This window comes from Rickettsia argasii T170-B (assembly GCF_000965185.1).
Lineage (GTDB): Bacteria > Pseudomonadota > Alphaproteobacteria > Rickettsiales > Rickettsiaceae > Rickettsia > Rickettsia rickettsii.
In genome coordinates, this window is sequence record NZ_LAOQ01000003.1 from 163029 (window position 1) to 185716 (window position 22688).

A 22688-nucleotide genomic window follows, 5' to 3' on the forward strand; every position below is an offset into this window, starting at 1 on the left:
ACCTAAAGATTGGATGAAGAATAGCTGTGTTTGGTATTCTCAGATTATTACTAAAGAATTAGGTATTGAAAAATTTCGTGATTATGTAACATAATTTGATTATGGTAATCGTGATATTTCAGGAGGAGATAAAGAAAAGAATAACGGTTTAACTAATGCATGGTTTTCTAGTTCTTTAAAAATTTCACCGTAAGAACAATTAGCTTTTCTTCAGAAACTAGCAGAGAATAAATTGCCTGTAAGTGTTCAAGCCCAAGAAATGACTAAAAATATTTTGTTTATTGAAGATTTTGTAGATTGTTGGAAGCGTTACGGTAAAACCGGCAGCGGTAATAAACTTAGCCAAGATAGAACTGTAAAGTTAAAGGATCGTAAAATCGGATGGTTTATAGGTTGGCTAAAAAAAAATGACAGAACAGTTTTCTTTGTACATTTCATTGAAGATAATAAAAATTATGATTCTTATGCAGGGCAACGTTCTAAAAAAGCAGCGAAAGAAAAGCTAAAAGAATTGATAAATAAAGAATTGAAATAAATCTCAATTTTTATTTTCGAGGAACAACCAACAGTGAATTTGCTATTGGTTGTTGATTAAAAAGCAATACTATAGGTTATCTATACTAAAGTACCTTCTTCTTCATAGGAGACTCCGGTCATATCTACCACAGCATGATCATTATCAAGTAGAGTGTTATTTTCAGTAGTAACATCTTCATTAATTTCAGCAGCAAGTTTTTCAGCTTCAATTTCATCAATATATTGTTTTAGTTTAGCTTTTGTTGCGTTTTTATTTCTAACATACCAAGTTACCCCTACACCTATTATAACAGCTATGGAGGCAACTACAGCTGTACCAATGCTTATATATTGAGCAACCAAGGAATTATCGTTATCACTCTCATCAAACATATTTTCTTGAGAGTTGTAAGTTGTATTGAAAGCGTATTAGTAAGGTTTGCTACGGTGTTATTAATTAAATTTATTCCCGTTTCAGTCCAACTTTCAGTGTTATCGGAAAAGATTGATTCAGCAATTTTGGCAGTAGAGCTTGTTATTGTGTTATTAATCGGATTAGCTGCTATTTCAGATAAGTCTTTTGTTATGAGTTTTAATAAGTTTTCTATTGTGCTAGTACCTTGAGTAGTGCTAGATATCGGGTTAGATATTAAAATCCTTTATTTCTGAAGAAATTCCATTCAAATTATTTCCTTTAAGTGCCTCAAATATTTTGCCTCCTTTACTATAACCTATAGTAATAGGGTTATTAGTTGCTGCAGTATTAAGTATATACTCAATAGTAGGGTTTTAAATTTTAGTATAATTTTGTGGATCAAAATAATAACGAAAATTTTCTTGACATATTTTCATCAATACTTCCTCATAAATAAAAGTATTATCACCTTGTTTTTTTAATATATAATCTCGTATATCGTCTCCATTATCATTAATTGCAGTAATAATAGCCTCGTCTATAGTTAGTTAACGCTTTCTTTATTTTGAAAAACCCTCTAAATATTAGGTTCATGATATCGCTATTTAATAATTCAATTCCTTTGCTACACTCCATCGCTGTCATATTGTTTTTAGGACAATTCGATACAATTAAATTTTGTGTAGTATATATAATAATTTTCTCCGTTATATCCTAAGCATATTATATTCTTGATCTCCAATTGTTGCTCTTGCTGTAGTAATTCTTGCCACAGTGGTTAAAAATGAAGTTAATTGATGTATCATTTTGCTATTCCTTTGGATTTTTAAAATTGAAGGGCATAATCAGCAGTACTTATTTGATAGTCAAGAAATTATTAACAAAAATTAATAATTAATATATAATCATTGCAATTAGGTGAAATTATATAAATTTCAATATCGCTTGAAGTATCTAAAGAAATGTTATAAAGTCAAAAAGTTCATAGAAATTTAAGGGTATTATGCAAGAGTAAAAGCTTTAGAACAAATTTTAGCAGATAGCTATGCTTTATATTTTAAAACACAAAATTATCATTGGAATGTAGAAGGAGCAGAGTTTAGAAGTCTACATTTATTATTTGAGGGGCAGTATGAAGATTTAGCTGAAAGCTTAGATGAGCTTGCTGAAAGAATAAGAAGTTTAAATGCTAAAGTTCCCGTATTATCAGATTTAATAAAACTTGCATCTATAGATGAGGCAAATCTAAACGCAACAGCAAATGAAATGCTTAAAAGTTTAACAAAAGATCAAGATATTATTAGAGATACATGATATAAGGGACTCAAAGTAGCACAAGCAAAGGGCGATGAGGGTACAGCCGATATGATTATTGGACGAATTAAGGTACATGAAAAGAATAGATGGATGCTGAAGAGTAGTATACTATAGTGTCATTTCCATTTTCGTCATTGCAAGCGACTGAAAGGAGCGTGGCAATTTCAGGAGATAGTGTATGATTCCTGAGATTGCTGCGTCGATGCTTGTGCATCTCCTAGCAATGACGTTAATGCTCATAACAAACAAACTAACAAAATAAAAATAAAATGGAACAATATGATGTAGCCGTTATAGGCGGTGGTCCAGGTGGATATGTTGCAGCAATTAGAGCAGCACAATTAAAGAAAAAAGTTGTATTAATAGAAAAAGAGCATTTGGGTGGGGTATGTCTTAATTGGGGGTGTATACCGACTAAATCCCTGCTTAAATCTGCTGAGGTTTTTGAATATATAAAACATGCTAAAGATTATGGAATTGATGCTAAAGGTGCTGAAATCAACATTAAGAAAATAGTCGAACGCTCAAAAGAGATTTCAAATAAGCTTGCAGGCGGTGTTAAGTTACTACTGAAGAAAAACAAAGTGACCGTGATAGACGGAGTAGCAAGTCTTGCAGGAAATAAGGTAATAAATATAAATGATAAACCTACAGTAAAAGCAGGAAATATTATTATAGCTACCGGCGCAAGATCTAGGGTTTTAAAAGGCTTTAAGCCTGACGGTAAACAAATTTGGACTTCTAAAGAAGCTATGATACCGCAGCATGTGCCGAAATCTATGATTATTGTCGGCTCAGGTGCAATCGGTATAGAATTCGCTTCGTTTTATAATAGTATTGGTGTGGATGTTACCGTAATTGAGGCACATAATAGAATATTGCCTGCTGAAGATATGGAAATTAGCGGAATCGCTCATAAGAACTTTGAGAAGAAAGGTATAAAAATTATTACAAATTCTAAGTTAATTAAGCAAACAAAATCAAAAGATAAGATAGAAGTTGAGTTAGAGTTAGCAAATAAAACACAAAAATTACAAGCTGAAATTTTACTTATGGCAGTAGGTATTACAGCTAATACGGAAAATTTAGGTCTTGAGAAAACAGAAATTAAAGTAGAAAACGGCTATATAACTACTAACGGGTTAATGCAAACTGCGGCATCAGGAATTTATGCTATAGGCGATGTAGCAGGAGTGCCTTGTTTAGCTCATAAAGCAAGCCATGAAGGTATTATTGCAGCGGAAAGCATAGCGGGCTTAAAACCGCATGCTATTAATAAACATAATATTCCTGGTTGCACTTATTCTTCGCCGCAAATAGCAAGAGTCGGTTTGACTGAAGAAGCAGCAAAAACCTTAGGTTATGAGCTTAAAATAGGCAGATTTCCTTTTGTAGCTAACGGTAAGGCTTTAGTAAGTGGTGATAGCGATGGCTTAATTAAAACTATATTTGATGCTAAGACGGGTGAGTTGCTTGGAGCTCATATGATAGGTTCGGAAGTTACGGAATTAATACAAGGATATGTGGTTTCAAAAAATTTAGAAGGAACTGAGTTGGATTTAATTAACACTATCTTCCCGCATCCGACTTTATCGGAAATGATGCATGAATCAGTATTCTCTGCTTATGATAGGGCAATACATATATAATACTCGATGAACTTCAAAAATTGGCTACGTCGTCTTATAAGAGCTGTGGTGCTCACGTATTAAGTATATGCTCTGCTCCTCGCCTTATAGACTCCTTGCTCTTGTTGAAGTTGATCTTCGTATATACGTTTCATTTTACTTCGGAGATATAAATTAAGAAAATGAACAAAGGTAATTTAATCGAGAATTATGCAGTAGCGTTATTTAATAACGCTATGGTTGATAATGTACAAGATAAGATCTTTGAAGAAATTACTTCTATAAACCGTATAATTACCGATAATTTTGATATTAGAGAGTTCCTATTTTCTCCTATAGTAAATAAGAACGACAAAATTAACGCAATCAATTCATTAGCAAAAAATATCAAAATTAGCACAATAGTACAAAATTTTTTATTGTTATTGGTAAAAAATTCTCGTACTGCTATTTTATCTAATATAGTAGATGCTTATAATACTTTACTATATGAAAGTAAAAATATAAAGATAGTTCAGGTTATTTCTGCAAATAAGTTACAACCTAAAGAGCAGGATTGGATTAAATCTCGTATAGAAAAAGAATTAAATCAAAAAACAGAAATATTATTTGATATAGATAATACTATTATTGGTGGTATTGTAATTAAATATGATAGTATGTTGCAAGATTACTCAATAAAAGGTAGTTTAGAGAAAATAACGAAAGCTTTAAAGACAGTTAATATTGCTGCATAGATATTTATATAGTCATTGCGAGGAAATTACGAAGTAATTGACAAAGCAATCTCAGGATATTTTATGAGATTGCCATGAGGCCTACGGCTGCTTGCAATGACGACTCGGTATCCACACGGGCAATGCTCGTTCGTAATGACAAGAAAATTAGGAGACATAAACCACATGAAACTAAAGCCTATTGAAGTAGCTGAAATATTACAAAAGGAAATAGCTAATATTAATTGCTTAAGTGAGCTTGAGGAAGTAGGGCAGGTAATAACCGTCGGTGACGGTATAGCCCAAATTTACGGTCTGGCTAATGTAAAATCCGGTGAAGTAGTAGAATTTAAATCCGGTGTTAAGGGCCTTGTTTTAAGCTTGGAAAACGATAGTGTCGGTGCTGTAATTATGGGGGATGATAACCAAGTACAGCAAGGTGATAATGTCAAAAGAACTAAAGAAGTTTTAGAAGTACCGGTAGGAAAAGCTTTGCTTGGTCGTGTTGTTGATGCTCTAGGTAATCCTATTGACGGCAAAGGCGATATTGCAAGTAAAGAGTACAGACATATCGAGATGAAAGCTCCGGGGATAATAGAAAGAATGAGCGTGAGTGAACCCGTACAAACCGGAATAAAGGCTATAGATTTGTTAATCCCAATAGGTAGAGGACAAAGAGAGTTAATAATCGGTGATAGGCAAACCGGAAAAACGGCTATAGCCGTTGATACTATTATTAATCAAAAACAAGTTCATTCACTTACTAATGAAAGTGATAAAATTTATTGTATTTATGTAGCTATTGGGCAGAAAAGATCAAATGTTGCACAAATAGTAAAAAAACTAGAAGATGCCGGAGCCATGGACTATACACTCATTGTTTCGGCTACTGCTTCAGAAGCTGCAGCTCTTCAATTCATTGCCCCTTATTCTGCCTGTAGTATGGGCGAATATTTTCGTGATAACGGCATGCACGCACTTATTATTTATGATGATTTAAGTAAGCATGCCGTTGCATATAGACAAATCTCATTATTACTTAGAAGACCTCCCGGGCGAGAAGCCTATCCCGGCGACGTGTTCTATCTGCATTCAAGGTTGCTTGAGCGTTCTGCTAAAATGTCAGAGGAAAAAGGCAGCGGTTCACTTACTGCTCTTCCTATAATTGAAACGCAGGCAGGTGACGTATCCGCATATATCCCAACAAATGTTATTTCAATTACCGACGGTCAAATTTTCTTAGAAAGTGAGCTATTTTATAAAGGCGTAAGGCCTGCCGTTAATGTCGGTATTTCGGTAAGCCGTGTTGGTTCTGCAGCACAAATAAAGGCTATGAAGCAGGTAGCAGGTTCGGTAAAGCTAGAGCTTGCTCAATTTAGAGAACTTGAGTCTTTCTCGCAATTTGGATCAGATTTAGACCCTGCCACTAAAGCACAAATCGATCACGGTAAAAGATTAGTTGAGATATTAAAACAAGCTCAATATAATCCTTTTCCGGTAGAAGAACAAATCGTAAGTATTTATGTCGGAACTAAGAAATATTTAAATGATGTCCCGCTTCAGAAAGTAAAAGAATTTGAAGATAAAATGCTTACGGAGATAAGGTTAAATAAAAAAGATATTTTGGAATCAATAAAAAACGAGCAACGTATAACCGAAGAAACCGAGCAGAAACTGAAAGCATTTTTAGAAAACTTCGTTAAGGAATTTGTTAAATAAGATGATGTTGTTTTTGTGTGGATACTAAATCGTCATTGCGAGTGACTGAAAGGAGCGTGGCAATCTCAGGATGTTTGACGAGATTGCAACAAAGCTTCGTTCCTCGCAATGACATAAAAATACTAAATAAACATGTCAAATTTAAAGCAGTTAAGAACTAGAATTAAAAGCGTTAAATCTACACAAAAGATTACTAAAGCAATGCAACTAGTATCAGCTTCTAAAATGGCAAAAATAAAGAGTCAAATAGCCAATTCAAATTTTTATATTGAGGCTATTAGTAACATGATGTCTGCTATATTATCAATTGATATGTATGAGTTATCTATAGAAGAGCAGAAATTTTTTAATACCGTGCCGAATAAAGCAAATTTATTGATAGTTATGACATCACAGCGTGGTTTATGCGGAACGTTTAATTACAATATAATTAAGCAAGTTAAGAATGATATTAAAGAGTTAGAAAATAAAGGCGAACAAATAAAACTTATCATTATTGGAAAAAAAGGTTACGAAGCACTAAAAAGGCAATATGTAAATTATATTGATAGTTATTTTGAGTTACCCAAAATTCATGATGAAAATCTGATGCTACAAGTAAAACAAAAAATTATGTCGGCAGTAGAAAATCTAGAAGTTAGTAATTGTGTTGTATATTTTAATAAATTTAAGAACGCAATGACTCAAATTATGACTAGACAACAGATTTTACCGGTAGCAAAATATCAGGATGATTCTATGATAGATAATCCTATAGTTAATTTAGTCGGATTCGGATACAAGGAACGAGGAGCGAAGCCTATAAATAATAGGAAAGCGACGAGTGACATAGTAGGCGAGTCCAAATCAATTGACTATAATTATGAATATGAGGGAGAGAATCTCATTTCTAATCTAATTAATTTATATGTGAATTCCCAAATAAATTATGCTTTACTACAAAGTAGAGCAAGTGAGGAGGGAGCTAGAATGACCGCTATGGAAAATGCAACAAATAATGCTAATGATTTAATAAGCAAGTTAGTTTTAAAGCTAAATAGATCAAGACAGGCTATTATTACTACGGAATTAATAGAGATTATAGCCGGTTCAGAAGCGGTTTAGATATACTCGTTTAATTTGAAAATTGGCGTCGTTGTTTCATATTTTTTGATCCTCACGTACTAGTATGTACGCTGTCAAAAAATATGAAACACCTTGCTCTTTTCCACATTAAACTGCGTCTATCTATTCTTCATTTTATTCGTAGTATATTTTTTAACAAAAGAAAAAATCATGATAAAGAATATTGGAAAAATTACTCAGATTATTTCAGCGGTAGTGGATGTAAAATTTACGAATAACGGTGAGTTACCGGAAATTTTAAATGCTCTAGAGTGCTATAACGATAAACAAAGGATAGTACTGGAAGTAGCACAACATATAGGTGATGATACGGTGCGTTGTATTGCTATGGATTCTACGGAAGGGTTAGTGCGGGGTGTAGAAGTAATAGATACAGGCAGTCCTATTCGTATTCCTGTAGGTACTGAGACGCTTGGGCGTATTATGAATGTTGTAGGTGAGCCGATTGACGGTAAAGGAGATATTAAAAGCTCAAATATTTCTTCTATATATAAGCCTGCTCCTGATTTTACCAATCAGTCAACCGAGAGTAATATATTGGTAACCGGTATTAAAGTTATTGATTTACTTGCTCCTTATACTAAAGGCGGTAAAATAGGACTATTCGGTGGTGCAGGAGTCGGTAAAACCGTGCTTATAATGGAGCTTATTAATAACGTAGCTAAAGCACATGGCGGTTATACGGTATTTGCAGGAGTAGGTGAGAGAACTAGAGAAGGTAATGATCTTTACCATGAAATGATTGACTCGGGTGTTATTAACCTTGCAGAGCCTGAAAAGTCAAAAGTAGCTTTAGTTTATGGACAAATGAACGAGCCGCCGGGAGCAAGGGCAAGAGTTGCGTTAAGCGGTCTAACCATTGCGGAGAGTTTTAGAGATATGAATGAAGGGCAGGATGTTTTGTTTTTTGTAGATAATATTTTCCGTTTTACTCAAGCAGGTTCTGAAGTATCGGCGTTACTCGGTAGGATTCCGTCAGCGGTAGGGTATCAGCCTACTCTTGCAACCGATATGGGCGAACTACAAGAGCGTATCACCTCTACTAAGCACGGCTCAATAACTTCCGTGCAGGCTATATATGTACCGGCAGATGATTTAACTGATCCTGCTCCTGCTACTTCTTTTGCACATTTAGATGCTACAACAGTACTTAGCCGTCAGATAGCCGAGTTTGGGATTTATCCAGCAGTTGATCCGTTAGATAGTAATTCGCAGGTACTTGATCCGATGATTGTCGGTGAAGAACATTATAGTGTAGCAAGACAAGTGCAGCAGGTTTTACAAGCTTATAAATCGTTGCAGGATATTATCGCTATTTTAGGTATGGATGAGCTATCCGAAGAAGATAAACTAACCGTGGCACGTGCTAGAAAAATACAGCGTTTCTTATCGCAGCCTTTCCATGTCGCTGAAGTATTTACCGGAGCTGCAGGCAAATTTGTTAATCTAGCTGATACTATCGCAGGCTTTAAAGGACTTGTAGAGGGTCAATACGATGATTTACCGGAAGCTGCTTTTTATATGGTTGGAACTATAGACGAGGCTATAGAGAAGGCGCAGACGTTGAAGTGACGTTGATGTCATTCCCGCGTAGGCGGGAATGACATAGTAAGTTTACTATATTATTCTATGAACGCAACAATTCTAGTCAAAATAATTACTCCTTTAAGTATTGCATTTGAAAAGCAAGCTAAAATGGTAACAATGCCGGGTGAGGATGGTATGTTTGGAGTGCTGCCGAGTCACGTTCCGATGATTGTGAGTTTAAAAGCCGGTTTAATGCAGGTTTATATAGATGATATGCATAAATCCGAAAACACTTATCTTATTTCCGGCGGTGTAACCGAAGTAACGGCAAATTATATTAATATAGCTACGGAAACGGCTATTAACGTTACGAATTTAAGTGAAGCGGAAATAGCAACTAAGCTTCTCGATCTTCAAAAAACTTTATCAGATCAACATTAAGTTGTTTAAAAAATCTACGTTTTGGGATAAGGTTATTTTAATGTCATTGCAAGGCTTTTTTCCGTCATTGCGAGGAGCGAGAAGCGACGTGGCAATCTTGTCAAACTTCCTGAGATTGCCACGCAGTGTTAAGGCTGCTCGCAATGACGATGTTCATTCCACATAATCAAGTGAGAAACAAATGTCAAAAGTACATAATTCAGAATATATACAAGAGTTATCAGTCGATAATACTTCATACAAAATTTACGATATAAATAAAGCGGTAAGCGATATCGATCTTCCCTTAAAAAAGCTTCCATATAGTTTAAGAGTATTATTTGAGAATGTATTACGTTCTAATGGTTCAAAGCAAAGCTTACTTGTATTTAAAGAATGGCTAAAAACTAAAAAATCTGATGCGGAAATAGATTTTATGCCGGCAAGAGTTTTGATGCAGGACTTTACCGGTGTACCTGCTATTGTAGATTTGGCGGCTATGCGTGATGCGATGAAGAAAATAGGAGGCGATCCGTTAAAAATTAACCCGCTTATTCCTGTTGATTTGGTAATAGACCATTCCGTAAGCGTTGATTCTTATGCAGATAAGGATGCATTCAATAAAAATGTTCAAATGGAAATGAAACGTAATATAGAGCGTTACGCATTTCTTAAATGGGGGCAGCAAGCATTTAATAATTTTAAAGTAGTGCCGCCGGGTACGGGTATTTGTCATCAGGTAAATTTAGAATATTTAGCAAAAGTCGTGTGGCATAAAGACGGCACCCTTTATCCTGATAGTCTAATTGGAACGGATAGCCATACAACTATGGTAAACGGTTTATCGGTGCTTGGTTGGGGAGTCGGCGGAATAGAGGCAGAAGCTGCCATGCTAGGTCAACCTCTTACTATGATCCTGCCGGAGGTAATTGGGGTAAAACTAACAGGAAAATTAACAGGTATAGCTACCGCAACCGATTTAGTTTTAACCGTTACCGAGATGTTGCGGAAAAAGAAAGTAGTAGGTAAATTTGTCGAGTTTTTCGGTGAGGGTCTTAAAAACCTAACGATTGCCGATCGTGCTACTATTTCTAATATGTCGCCTGAATATGGTGCTACTTGCGGCTTTTTCCCGATTGATCAAGAAACTATAAAATATCTAGAGCTAACAGGTAGAGAAAAAACGCAAATCAGATTAGTAGAGCAATACGCAATCGAGCAGAATCTTTGGTATGATTTTGAACATGCGGCAGAATATACCGAGGTTTTAGAGCTAGATTTATCTATGGTACATAGTTCACTTGCCGGTCCAAAACGTCCGCAAGATCGAGTAAACTTAAACGATGTAGCAAGTAATTTTAAATATGAATTACCGAATTTTGCTTTAGAAAATAAAGACATTGATAAAAAATATGCCGTAGCAAATCAGAATTACGAAATCGGTAACGGCGATGTGGTAATTGCAGCAATTACTAGCTGTACTAATACTTCTAATCCTTCGGTTATGATTGGCGCAGCACTTCTTGCTAAAAAAGCACTAGAACACGGGTTAAAGGTAAAACCTTGGGTTAAAACTTCTCTTGCTCCTGGTTCAAAAGTCGTAACGGAATATTTGAAGCTTAGTGGTCTTGATAAATATTTAGATGAATTAGGGTTTAATCTAGTAGGTTACGGTTGCACTACTTGCATCGGTAATTCCGGACCTCTAAATCCAGAAATAGAGGAAACTATTAACAAAAACGGGCTAGTTGTTGCTTCTGTTTTATCTGGTAATAGGAATTTTGAAGGGCGAATTAATCCGCTTACTAAAGCAAGCTATCTCGGCTCGCCTATTTTAGTTGTAGCATATGCACTTAGCGGCACTCTTAATATAGATCTAACAAATATGCCTATAGGAGAAAATATTTATTTAAAAGATATTTGGCCAAGCAAAGAAGAGATAGATGAAGTTATTGCAAATTCAATTAATTCCTCTATGTTTATAGAAAAATATTCTGATATATTTAGTGGAACGAAAGAGTGGAAAGATTTACAGGTTAATAATAGTTCTACTTATAACTGGAATAAGAATAGTACCTATATTAATAATCCACCTTATTTTAAGGATATAGGCAGCAAGAATAATATACAAGATATAAAATCTGCAAAAATTCTAGCAATTCTCGGTGATTCTATTACTACCGATCACATTTCGCCGGCAGGTAGTATTAGTAAAACCAGCCCTGCTGCTAAATATTTAACGGACCATCATATAGAGCCTCTAGATTTCAACTCTTACGGATCACGTAGAGGAAATCATGAAGTAATGATGCGTGGCACATTTGCTAACATTCGTATAAAAAATGAGATGTGTAAAGGTGTAGAAGGCGGGTTGACCATAAACCAGTTAAGCGGCACGCAGCAAACTATCTACGATACAGCTATGGACTACAAAGCTCATGATGTATCGGTAGTGATTTTTGCAGGTAAAGAATATGGCAGCGGCTCATCTAGAGACTGGGCAGCAAAAGGACCTGGGTTGCTTGGTGTAAAGGCAGTGATTGCCGAGAGCTTTGAGCGAATACATCGCTCAAATTTAGTAGGTATGGGTATTTTACCGTTAACTTTTACCGGCAATAATACAAGATTAGATTTAAAGTTAGACGGTTCAGAAACTATTGACATTACAGGCTTAAGCGAGAATATAAGCTCTTATAATCCTGTTAAATGCGTGATAAAAAAACAAACCGGTGCAATAAGAACAATCGATTTAATATTGCAAATATTTACGGATAATGAAATAAATTATATAAAGCACGGCAGTATTATGCATTTTGTGGTAGAGAGTTTGAAGGGGTAGTTTGCTGGTATCGTCATTGCGAGGAAATTGCGTAGCAATTGTACGTAATCTTGGGATTTTGTTATTATTTCATGAGATTGCCACGCAGCCTACGGCTGTTCGCAATGACAACTCAGATAGCCATGCAACAACGCCACACGGGAACGACATAAAGAGGTAAAAATATGGACAAGCATCTTAAAGAATATACCGAGAGCGGTAAGAAAAATTTAATTGTGGTATATATATTATATTTATGCGGGATCGTAGCTCCGATATTGTCGTTAATCGGGGTATTTTTTGCATATCTTAACAAAGATAAAGGCGATAACTTTGCAATTAGTCATTACGTGTTTTTATTTCGTACTTTTTGCCTTGGGGTTCTTGGGTGGATTGTATGTTTTATATTTACGTTTATCATGATTGGAGTAGTACTATACTTTATACTCGCTGTTTGGTATATACTTCGTGTTGCCATCGGTTTTAAATATATGATAGAAGACAAAGCATCCCCAGACCCTATGACTTATTGGATAAAATAAAAATGATAAAGCTGAACGTAGACGGCTCTGAAATAGAAGTATCAGAAGGTAGCACCGTTTATCAAGCCTGTACACAAGCAGGAAAAGAAATCCCTCATTTTTGTTATCATGAGCGTCTAAAAATCGCTGGTAATTGCCGTATGTGCTTGGTTGAAATGGAAAAATCACCAAAGCCTATAGCTTCTTGTGCTATGCCGGTAAGTAACGGTATGGTTATTCATACCGATACGCCTATGGTAAAAAAAGCACGTGAAGGGGTGATGGAGTTTTTACTGATTAACCATCCTTTAGATTGTCCTATTTGTGATCAGGGCGGAGAGTGTAATTTACAGGATCAGGCTTTCAGATACGGCAAAGGTACTAATAGATTTCACGAAAATAAGAGATCTATTAAAGATAAATATATAGGACCGCTGATTAAAACAGCTATGACTAGATGTATACAATGCACAAGATGTATTAGATTTGCGAGCGATATAGCGGGAATAGAGGAAATGGGAGCTATTCACCGTGGAGAACACATGGAAGTAACTTCATATTTAGAGCAAACTTTAGATTCCGAAATTTCCGGTAATATGATCGATATTTGTCCCGTCGGTGCTTTGAACTCTAAGCCTTATGCTTTTAAAGCTCGTAAATGGGAGCTAAAACATACCGCTAGCATTGGAGTGCATGATGCCGAAGGCTCTAATATTCGTATTGATAGTAGAGGCGATGAGGTAATGAGGATATTACCTCGTGTTAATGAAGAAATAAATGAAGAGTGGCTTTCGGATAAGAATCGTTTTAGTTATGACGGTTTAAAATATCAGCGCTTGGATCGTCCTTATATCAGAAAAAACGGTAAGTTAGTAGAAGCTAGCTGGAGTGAAGCTTTAAAGACAGTAGCGGATAAAATAAAATCCGTAAAACCAGAAAAGATTGCTGCTATTGCTGGTTCTCTCTCTTCTGTCGAAGCAATGTTTATGTTAAAAACATTATTGCAAAAGCTTGGCTCTAATAATTACAGCGTTAATCAGTTTGACTATAAACTAGATACCATGCAGCGAGGCAATTATTTATTTAATACTACTATTGCAGAGATAGAAAAGGCTGATTTATGTTTGCTAGTCGGAGCAAATCCAAGGCAAATAGCTCCAGTATTAAATAGTAGAATAGGTATGCGAGTACGTGCCGACTCACTAAAAGTAGCAAGAATAGGTGGGGGGCATAACCAAACCTATAAAATTCAGGATTTAGGAAGTGATATTAAGATTATTGAGGAGCTAGCCATTGGTACTCATGAGTTTACGAAAGCCTTAAAAGCAGCAAAATATCTGATGATTATAGTAGGTGACGGTGTATATGCAAGAGATGACGGATATGCTATATTGTCGCTTATTCATAAGATAGTGACTGAATATAATATTATGCGTGATGATTGGAAAGGTTTTAATATATTGCATAATCACGCTTCTATAGTTGGCGGTCTTGATATTGGTTTTAATACTCCTATTAAGCTCGAAGAGTTGGAACTCGCTTATTTACTTGGAGCGGACGCCATCCCATTTGATAAGCTGAAATCGACTTTTATAATATATCAAGGACATCACGGGGACGCAGGTGCTAGCAGTGCTGATGTAATTTTACCTGCGGCTGCTTATACCGAGCAGAGCGGAATTTACGTAAATTTAGAAGGTAGACCGCAAATAGCAGAAAAAGCAGTATCGCCTGTAGGGGTAGCTAAAGAAGATATAGAAATTATTAAAGAGCTTGCCGGTTATCTAAAAATAGATATCGGAATGGATAATTTGCAAGAAGTAAGAGTAAGGCTTGCTAAAGAATATAAGGTATTTGCTAGTATTGATAGAATTATAGAAAATAAATTTAGTAAGTTTAGCTCTAAAGATAAGTTATCAAAAGAGCCTATCACTGCAGAACCTATTAATTATTATATGACTGATGTGATTAGTAAAAATTCGGTCACTATGGCTAAGTGTGTTGAGGCTAAGGAAGCAAGAGACGAGGAGGCGGCATGATGAAAAATATGCTATTCTCACCCCGTATGTTATTCCCGCAAAAGCGGGAATCCAGCTCTTTTTTTGTAAATTATTTTCTGGAGTCCCACTTTTGCGGGAATGATATAATAAGAGTACAATCATGCTAGAACTCTTTTTTGAATATATTTTTCCGTTAATTATCATCGCTCTAAAGGTAGTTGCAATTACTATCCCTTTAATATTGTGTGTTGCGTATTTAACATATGCAGAGCGTCGTGTTATTGGATTAATGCAGCTTCGACGAGGACCTAACGTTGTCGGTCCGTTTGGATTACTTCAGCCTATTGCCGATGCGGTTAAGCTCTTATTCAAAGAGCCGATCATTCCAACCAATTCCGATAAAATATTATTTATTTTAGCACCGATGATAACTTTTATATTAAGTTTAATCGGCTGGGCAGTTATACCCTTTGCAAAGGGCGTAGTTCTGGCAGATATTAATGTAGGTGTTTTATATATTCTTGCTATTTCTTCTTTAAGTGTTTACGGCATTATTATTGCTGGCTGGGCTAGTAACTCAAAATATGCTTTTTTAGGAGCTATACGTTCCTCTGCCCAAATGATTTCTTATGAAGTGTCAATGGGGCTGGTTATTATTACCGTGCTACTTACTACCGGTACTCTCAATTTAAGTGAGATCATTGAAGCACAAAGAACAATGCCGTGGTGGATTGATTTAATGTTACTACCTATGGGTGTCGTGTTTTTTATCTCGGTGCTTGCCGAAACAAATAGATTACCTTTTGATTTACCTGAAGCAGAATCGGAGTTAGTTGCTGGTTATAATGTTGAATATTCCTCTATGGGATTTGCTTTATTTTTTCTAGGTGAATATGCTAATATGATATTAGTTAGTACAATGACTACGACTTTCTTTTTAGGAGGTTACTTGCCGCCCTTTAATATATCGTGGTTAGATTGTATTCCGGGGTTCTTTTGGTTTGTATTTAAGGTCGGATTCTTATTGTTTTGTTTTTTATGGATTAGAGCGACCTTACCAAGATATCGCTATGATCAATTAATGCAACTTGGCTGGAAAGTATTTTTACCTCTAACTTTATTTTGGGTAGTGTTAGTATCAAACGTGCTTGTTTATACAGATAATTTACCAAGTATTTAGGTGTTATTGTCATTGTTGCTTGATCGGTTTACCCGTCATTGCGAGGAAATTACGAAGTAATTGACGAAGCAATCTAAGGATATTTGACGAGATTGCTACACAGCTTACGGCTGCTCGCAATGACGACTCGGTATCCATGCGGGTGATGCCCTGTAGAAATACATCGATCTTTAATATATAATTTTTATGATAAACTATTTAAAATCGTTTTTTCTATATGAGATAGTAAGGGGGATGGCTTTGACTTTAAAGTATTTCTTTAAGCCCAAAGTTACCATAAATTATCCTTATGAAAAAAGCCCTGTTAGTCCAAGATTTAAGGGTGAACATGCCTTACGTCGCTATGAAAACGGTGAAGAACGTTGCATTGCATGCAAACTCTGTGAGGCGATTTGTCCGGCACAAGCGATAGTAATTGAAGCGGACGAACGAGAAGACGGCAGCAGGCGTACTACTCGTTATGATATAGATATGACAAAATGCATTTATTGCGGATTATGTCAGGAAGCTTGCCCTGTAGATGCAATAGTTGAAGGTCCTAATTTTGAGTTTGCAAGTCTAACTCATACCGCACTTATTTACGATAAGGAAAGATTACTGCAAAATGGCGATAGATGGGAACAGGCACTCGCTAGTAAACTACACAAAGATTACGAGTATAGGTAATATACTCGTTTAATTACTCTCCATTTATTCGGAATATATACGTATATTATGCTATTGTGATTCTGTTAATAGGTTCATTTCAAAAAAGTTAAATTAAAAAAATATATCATGAAAATTCGAACCTTGCATTCGAGATTTCATAAACCTTTGTAATTTAATTATTGCTTTTCTTTTTTTTTGACTTTTATTCTCTTAATTATAAAAACTAAAAAATTATGTTTATAAAACAGATTTATAGTATGGTAGTTTGTTTTGTTACTACTATAGTTTTATTGATAACGCTCTCTATTACATTTAATGCATTCATTCCTACCGGAATAAGAGGAACTCATAAAATATATAGTACTAATGAGCAATATTTAAAGCTAAAATCATATTATAAGGATTTATATGAACAATTAAAAGGGTTGCCTCTAAAAGAGCTAGAAGACAAGAGAATTAGTTATAAGAATAATATATAGAAGTTACTAAAACAAATGCTGTAAGTACAATAATTAATTGTTCAATTGGGATTATAGTTAGCCTTATATTTTTTATTGTACATTGGGAGATTTATAAAAATACGCAAAACAATAATAATTAATCAAGCTGTAATATCTGTGCAGATTTTATAGAGCTTTCTAGATGAGAGGATAGAAGAACAATACCGCTGCTATTTGTTTTCATGACAATTAGATTATTGAGTAAATCCCTATTTTCTTTGCTTAAGTTAGTGTCAACTTCATCAAGTAGCCATAAGTCAGATTGGCAAGCAATAAGTCTTGCTATGGCTACGATTTTCTGCATTCCGCTAGACAAACTATAGCATTTTTTATCTAATAAGTCGTGTAATTTGAAGTAATGAATAGCAGCATATAGGGTTTCAGCGGAATTATAAATTTCTGACCAAAATTTTAGATTCTCAAAAACAGTCATTTCTGATTTTAGACCTAAATTATGACCGATATAAGTGCAGTAAAGTTTAGCGATATTGTTAATATTACAGTTTCTATAGTAGATATTACCGCTACTCGGTTGCATAATTCCTGCTATCATTCGTAGCAACGAGCTTTTCCCACAACCGTTAGCTCCTTTTATATATGTGATAGAAGAAGGAAGAAAAGTAATATTTAGATCAAATAAGTTTTTAAATTGTAATTGATGAAGTGATAGCATGTCCTTGTCATACCGTGGCTTGACCACGGTATCCATAAAAGCAATTCAAAATACTAATAATTTTACTAGATATCGTGATCAAGCCACAGTATGACATCTGTTGCATTTAATTTTCATGATGCTCTTCTGGTATGGTCCCAGTTAATTCTGTATTATCTTGTTGATTATTATGACCAATTCCAAGTTTCTCACGAGCATCGCTTCAAGCTTCTTTATGATCTGATGCATCAGGATTTACCACATGACTTATATCTATGCCTGTTACCTTATTAGCTTCTTGACCTAGTTTTTTAGTTGCGTTGTTTAATTCATGGTTTGTTTTTTAGTTTCTTTTGCTATTTTTTCATATAAATCTCACTTTTAAGTTCTATAATTAGAGTAGCATTTATATTTTTTGTAAGCAATTAAAATTTTACCAGCAAATTTTCCACCGATAAGCTAAATACATTTAAAATAGAACTCGGCATTAGACCAAAGTAAATAATTAATAATATTAAAGGAGCTATTGAGATTATTTCGTATTTATATAAATCTCTGAAATGCATAATTTCTTTATTGGTAATTTCACCGAGCATTACTTCTTTGTATAATTTCAGCATGTAAACCGCCCCGAAGATTATGCCGAGAGCTGCTATAAAGGTTGCTACTACATTCACCTTATAAATCCCAAGCAGGCTTAAAAATTCTCCAATAAATCCACTAGTTCCGGGTAACCCGACAGAGCCGAGCATTGCAATCATAAAAAATGCGGCAAGCACCGGCATTTTACTTGCCACACCACCATATTTAGCTATTTCTTTTGTATGTAATCTTTCGTACAAAGTACCGACTATTAAGAATAGACATGAAGAAATCACGCCGTGGCTAAGCATCTGAAATATTGCTCCGCTAACTCCGGCTTTAGTAAAGCTAAAAATACCTATCGTAACATATCCCATATGTGCAATAGATGAATATGCTATCATCTTCTTCATATCTTTTTGAGCAAGCGCAACGAGTGATGCATATATTATAGCAATAACGCTAAGGTAAATTACGTAAATTGCAAATTCTTGTGATACACTCGGACATAGAGGTAGTAATACTCTTAAAAAACCGTAACCGCCGAGTTTTAGCAAAATACCGGCAAGAATAACCGAGCCGCTGGTTGGAGCTTGTACGTGTGCATCGGGTAGCCAAGTATGAAAAGGAATCATAGGGATTTTAACGGCAAAAGCAATAAAGATAGCCCACCATAAAATTTGCTGAACAAATAATGGAATATTATCGGTAAGTTGAAAGAGATAGGTTAAATCAAAGCTATGCATTTTGCTATAAATATAAATTAATGAAAGCAGGAAAAATACAGAACCAAAGAACGTATATAAGAAGAATTTAAGAGCTGCATATATTCTATTCTTGCCACCCCATACGCCGATCATAATATACATCGGCACTAATATTGCTTCAAAAAACAGATAAAACAATAGTAAATTTACCGAGGTAAATGCCCCTATACAAAAAGATTCCATTAATAAAAAACATACCAAATATTCTTTAATATATTTTTTAATGGTAAATAAGCTTCCAATTATACAAATAAGAGTAAGAAAAGAAGTTAGAACCACAAAAAATATTGATATACCGTCAACGCCTATATGGAATTCAAGCCCGATCTTATCAAGCCAAGCGTAGCGTTCAACAAATTGATAAGCGGGGTTTGAGGAGTCAAACTCTATTAAAATATAGATAGTTGAGATGAATGTTAAAACAGAACTAAGCACTGCAACATACATTACATATATCGGTTTATCTGCTTTTTTACTTTGACTAATAAACAGCAAAATATATAGCACGCTTATTAGCGGCAGAAAAATACTGATAGATATAATAGGTAATTCTAACATTCTTTAAGATTTTATGAGTTTTTTTCCGTCATGGCGAAGCAAATTACGAAGTAATTGACGAAGCAATCTCAGGAATTTGTTATTATTTCATGAGATTGTCACGCTCTTTACATTCGCTCGCAATGATGGTTTTAGTTTTTAACGCAAATAACATCAGTACATTATGTTTTTCCAAACAAAATAACTAATTGTTACAACAATGAATGATACTATATACAAAGCATAATTAAAAACATATCCTGTTTGTATTTTGCCGGTAAGAACGCTAAAGCAATTAACGACTCGTGAAAAACCGTTCGGTCCAAAACGATCAATTATTTGCTGATCGCCAAGATAAAATAAAGAAGCTAAACAGTTAATAGGTTTCACAATTAAGCAATTATATATTTCATCGAAGTAATATTTATTGCGTAATATGTTGGAAATTAATACAAGGGGTGTCATCCCGCGGTTTGAACGTAGGATCCAGGCGTTTTTAATATTTTTACTGGATTTCCGCTTTTGCGGGAATGACATAACAGTGCTTGACTTATATAAGTAAATCCCAGTAACAATCCCCACTATACCGACTGCCATAGGTAGTAGCTTAATATATAAAGGCGGGTGGCTAATTAGTAATTTATAAATATGTAAATTAAATAGGCTTGCATGGAAATAACCGTTTGGTTTGTCCATAGCAAGTAAATAATAGCCGATCATACCGCTAAAAAAGCTCCCGGCGACAAGTAATATAAGTGGATTATTCATTACTTTAGCCGGTTCGTGAGCATGCTCAAAAACATCTTTTGCTAGCTTAGTTTTGCCATGAAATACCAACATAATAATCTTCATTGAATAAATAGCGGTAAGTATTGCTGCTGCTATTCCAAAAATAAACATAAACGAGCCGCTACTATAAGCCGCTTCTAAAATCGAGTCTTTAGAGTAAAATCCTGCCAAAGGATAAATCCCTATTAGTGCAAGTGAGCCGATTAAGAAGTTGCCATAAGTTACCGGCATTTTATTTCTTAAATCACCCATTTTAAAAATATCCTGCTCGTGAACGGCATGTATTACGCTGCCGGCTGATAAGAATAATAAGGCCTTAAAAAAGGCATGAGTTACTAAGTGAAATATTCCGCTATTATAGGCAGATACTCCGCACGCCATGAACATATAACCAAGCTGACTGCAAGTTGAGTAAGCAATAATCTTCTTTATATCGCTGTGCATAATAGCAATGCTTGCAGCAAAGAGACAAGTAACACCGCCGATAATCGTAATAAATTGTAGAATTAAAGGGCTATATTCAAATAAATACGAGCAGCGTGCTACTAAGAATACTCCTGCCGTTACCATGGTTGCTGCATGAATAAGTGCAGATACCGGAGTCGGTCCTTCCATCGCATCAGGAAGCCATACATGTAAACCGATCTGTGCAGATTTACCCATACAACCGATGAATAATAATAAACAAATAATGTCTAGAATGGAAAAATGTAAAAATATTTTTATATTAGATAATAATTCTGCAGATGACAATACATCTTTGTAATTTGCCGAGCCACAATAAACAATAATCGTCATTACACCTAAGATAAAAGCAAAATCGCTGGCTCTATTTATTATAAAAGCTTTAATCGCTGCTTTATTGGCTGATTCTTTTGAATACCAAAAACCTATTAGTAAATATGAGCAAGCGCCGACGCCCTCCCAACCGAAAAATAACTGTAAGAAATTATCGCTAGATACTAGCATTAACATAAAAAAAGTGAATAAAGAAAGAAAAGACAAGAAGCGTATAATCCCCTTATCTTCGGCCATATAGCCAAGCGAGTAGATATGCACGATGCTTGACACCCATGTTACGGCTATAAACATTATGCTAGTTAGCTGATCGATATAAATCGACCAATTTACTTTAAAATTTCCAACCTCAATCCATGGTAATAATTTAATATGGATTATATTCCCGTCTAAGCCTGCATCGTAAAATATTATTAATGAGAATAAGGCAGATAAAGATAAAAAGCCGGTTGCAATTACTTGCGCTAATTTTTTGTCTATTACCCTTACGAATAACCCATTTATTATGCTAGATGCAAGCGGTAACATGATGATCATTATAGAAATATTTTGATACATCATTATCCCCACATCTGATTAATGTCGGTAATTTCAATGGAGCCTTTATTACGGAAATATATTAGTAATATTGCAAGCCCGATTGAGGTTTCGGCAGCTGCTACGGTTAAGATTATAATACTAAAAATTTGTCCCGATAATTCTTGCATATATACGGAAAATGCAACAAAATTTATGTTAACTGCAAGCAGCATTAACTCAATAGACATTAATATATTGATAATATTTTTGCGATGCATAAATAATCCAAACATTCCGATAGTAAAAACTAAGCTGCTTAAGATTAAATAATGATTAAGCGAAATATATTCATTCATATTTAATATTCTCAACACCTTTATTTAGAATAGGCTTTGTCATTAATATGGTATTTTCTTTATTGTGAAGTAGTTGTTTTGATATATCTTGACGTTTTACTCCCTCACGCTTCTTTAGTGTTAACGTAATACATGCAATCATAGCGACAAATAATATAAGGCCCGCCATTTGAAACGGTAGCATAAAGTCTGTGTAGAGTATGCCTCCTATTGCTTTAGTATTTGAGATATTATTTGTTATGACAAACGATACATTGGAGTTGAAATTAATATTTTTAGTACCAAGTAAAATAATTATTACTAAATCGGCAAACATAATCAAAGCTATAAAAATACTTAAAGCTAGATTTGCTTTTAGCTGCGTTATTGTCTTATTAAAGTGCATATCTAGCATCATTATCACAAATAAGAATAATACTGCTACAGCTCCAACATAAATCACTATCAGCATCATAGCTAAAAATTCTGCTCCAAGCAAAATCATAAGCCCTGCACCGTTGATAAATGCAAAAATTAACCATAATACCGAATATACGGAATTTTTGCTTAAGACAACGCATAAGCTACTGATAGTTATTAATGTTGCAAATAAATAAAAAAATATAGGCATGGTGTTTATATAGGTTGTGTCTTATCTC

19 protein-coding genes and 2 pseudogenes are annotated in these 22688 nt (G+C 34.8%); 15 read left to right on the forward strand and 6 right to left on the reverse strand.

From position 1 onward, the window contains the following. Positions 1-10: 10 nt before the first annotated feature. Positions 11-94 (forward strand): annotated as a pseudogene (locus tag RAT170B_RS12405) (penicillin-binding transpeptidase domain-containing protein); the annotation flags it as partial. 165 nt (positions 95-259) lie between these two features. Next, on the forward strand, positions 260-535 hold the full coding sequence (locus RAT170B_RS09815) for a penicillin-binding transpeptidase domain-containing protein (protein WP_186786290.1): 276 nt from the start codon (positions 260-262) through the stop codon (positions 533-535). An 80-nt stretch (positions 536-615) separates the two neighbouring features. On the opposite strand, the gene RAT170B_RS09820 is transcribed toward RAT170B_RS09815, so the two are convergent. Continuing rightward, positions 616-909 carry a hypothetical protein gene (locus tag RAT170B_RS09820; protein ID WP_014014824.1) on the reverse strand — a complete coding sequence of 98 codons (294 nt, stop codon included), beginning with the start codon at positions 907-909 and terminating at the stop codon, positions 616-618. Positions 910-1942: 1033 nt separating this feature from the next. Between RAT170B_RS09820 and RAT170B_RS08810 the strand changes: the two are divergent. From RAT170B_RS08810 to RAT170B_RS04780, 13 genes and pseudogenes are all read left to right on the forward strand, one after another. Continuing rightward, positions 1943-2362 (forward strand): annotated as a pseudogene (locus RAT170B_RS08810) (Dps family protein); the annotation flags it as partial. Between the two features lie 155 nt (positions 2363-2517). Further along, the gene (gene lpdA / locus RAT170B_RS04725; protein ID WP_045805724.1) at positions 2518-3897 is read left to right on the forward strand and encodes a dihydrolipoyl dehydrogenase; all 1380 of its coding nucleotides are present in this window, start codon (positions 2518-2520) and stop codon (positions 3895-3897) included. Positions 3898-4058: 161 nt separating this feature from the next. Continuing rightward, the gene (gene atpH / locus RAT170B_RS04730; RefSeq protein ID WP_045805725.1) at positions 4059-4613 is read left to right on the forward strand and encodes an ATP synthase F1 subunit delta; all 555 of its coding nucleotides are present in this window, start codon (positions 4059-4061) and stop codon (positions 4611-4613) included. Positions 4614-4778: 165 nt separating this feature from the next. Then, on the forward strand, positions 4779-6311 hold the full coding sequence (gene atpA, locus RAT170B_RS04735) for a F0F1 ATP synthase subunit alpha (protein WP_045805765.1): 1533 nt from the start codon (positions 4779-4781) through the stop codon (positions 6309-6311). A gap of 132 nt (positions 6312-6443) precedes the next feature. Beyond that, the gene (atpG, locus tag RAT170B_RS04740; protein ID WP_045805726.1) at positions 6444-7415 is read left to right on the forward strand and encodes an ATP synthase F1 subunit gamma; all 972 of its coding nucleotides are present in this window, start codon (positions 6444-6446) and stop codon (positions 7413-7415) included. 171 nt (positions 7416-7586) lie between these two features. Then, entirely contained in the window at positions 7587-9008 is a 1422-nt protein-coding gene (gene atpD, locus RAT170B_RS04745; RefSeq protein WP_045805727.1) for a F0F1 ATP synthase subunit beta, read from the forward strand. A 57-nt stretch (positions 9009-9065) separates the two neighbouring features. Further along, positions 9066-9404, forward strand: a complete 339-nt coding sequence (locus RAT170B_RS04750) for a F0F1 ATP synthase subunit epsilon (protein ID WP_014121111.1) — start codon at positions 9066-9068, stop codon at positions 9402-9404. Between the two features lie 181 nt (positions 9405-9585). Next, on the forward strand, positions 9586-12222 hold the full coding sequence (gene acnA / locus RAT170B_RS04755; RefSeq protein WP_045805728.1) for an aconitate hydratase AcnA: 2637 nt from the start codon (positions 9586-9588) through the stop codon (positions 12220-12222). 164 nt (positions 12223-12386) lie between these two features. After that, positions 12387-12743 (forward strand): DUF4870 family protein, encoded by a 357-nt coding sequence (locus tag RAT170B_RS04760; protein WP_045805729.1) that lies wholly within the window; start codon positions 12387-12389, stop codon positions 12741-12743. A 2-nt stretch (positions 12744-12745) separates the two neighbouring features. Next, on the forward strand, positions 12746-14761 hold the full coding sequence (nuoG, locus tag RAT170B_RS04765) for an NADH-quinone oxidoreductase subunit NuoG (RefSeq protein ID WP_045805766.1): 2016 nt from the start codon (positions 12746-12748) through the stop codon (positions 14759-14761). 121 nt (positions 14762-14882) lie between these two features. Further along, positions 14883-15902: an NADH-quinone oxidoreductase subunit NuoH gene (gene nuoH / locus RAT170B_RS04770; RefSeq protein WP_014014813.1), complete on the forward strand. Its 1020-nt coding sequence runs from the start codon at positions 14883-14885 to the stop codon at positions 15900-15902. A 186-nt stretch (positions 15903-16088) separates the two neighbouring features. Continuing rightward, on the forward strand, positions 16089-16568 hold the full coding sequence (gene nuoI, locus RAT170B_RS04775) for an NADH-quinone oxidoreductase subunit NuoI (RefSeq protein ID WP_017442668.1): 480 nt from the start codon (positions 16089-16091) through the stop codon (positions 16566-16568). 215 nt (positions 16569-16783) lie between these two features. Continuing rightward, a complete protein-coding gene (locus tag RAT170B_RS04780) occupies positions 16784-17029 on the forward strand; it encodes a hypothetical protein (protein ID WP_045805730.1) in 246 nt (81 codons plus the stop codon). Between the two features lie 118 nt (positions 17030-17147). Here RAT170B_RS04780 and ccmA read toward each other — a convergent pair whose 3' ends face one another. The 5 genes from ccmA to RAT170B_RS04805 all read right to left on the reverse strand — a co-directional run bounded on the left by ccmA (position 17148) and on the right by RAT170B_RS04805 (position 22660). Further along, positions 17148-17723, reverse strand: a complete 576-nt coding sequence (gene ccmA, locus RAT170B_RS04785) for a heme ABC exporter ATP-binding protein CcmA (protein ID WP_045805731.1) — start codon at positions 17721-17723, stop codon at positions 17148-17150. 404 nt (positions 17724-18127) lie between these two features. Beyond that, entirely contained in the window at positions 18128-19609 is a 1482-nt protein-coding gene (locus RAT170B_RS04790; protein ID WP_045805732.1) for an NADH-quinone oxidoreductase subunit M, read from the reverse strand. 153 nt (positions 19610-19762) lie between these two features. Further along, positions 19763-21736 (reverse strand): NADH-quinone oxidoreductase subunit L, encoded by a 1974-nt coding sequence (gene nuoL / locus RAT170B_RS04795; RefSeq protein ID WP_045805733.1) that lies wholly within the window; start codon positions 21734-21736, stop codon positions 19763-19765. After that, positions 21736-22050, reverse strand: a complete 315-nt coding sequence (gene nuoK, locus RAT170B_RS04800) for an NADH-quinone oxidoreductase subunit NuoK (protein ID WP_012151334.1) — start codon at positions 22048-22050, stop codon at positions 21736-21738. Before nuoK ends, nuoL begins: the two co-directional genes overlap by 1 nt. Next, positions 22043-22660, reverse strand: a complete 618-nt coding sequence (locus RAT170B_RS04805) for an NADH-quinone oxidoreductase subunit J (RefSeq protein ID WP_045805734.1) — start codon at positions 22658-22660, stop codon at positions 22043-22045. Before RAT170B_RS04805 ends, nuoK begins: the two co-directional genes overlap by 8 nt. Positions 22661-22688: the final 28 nt, after the last annotated feature.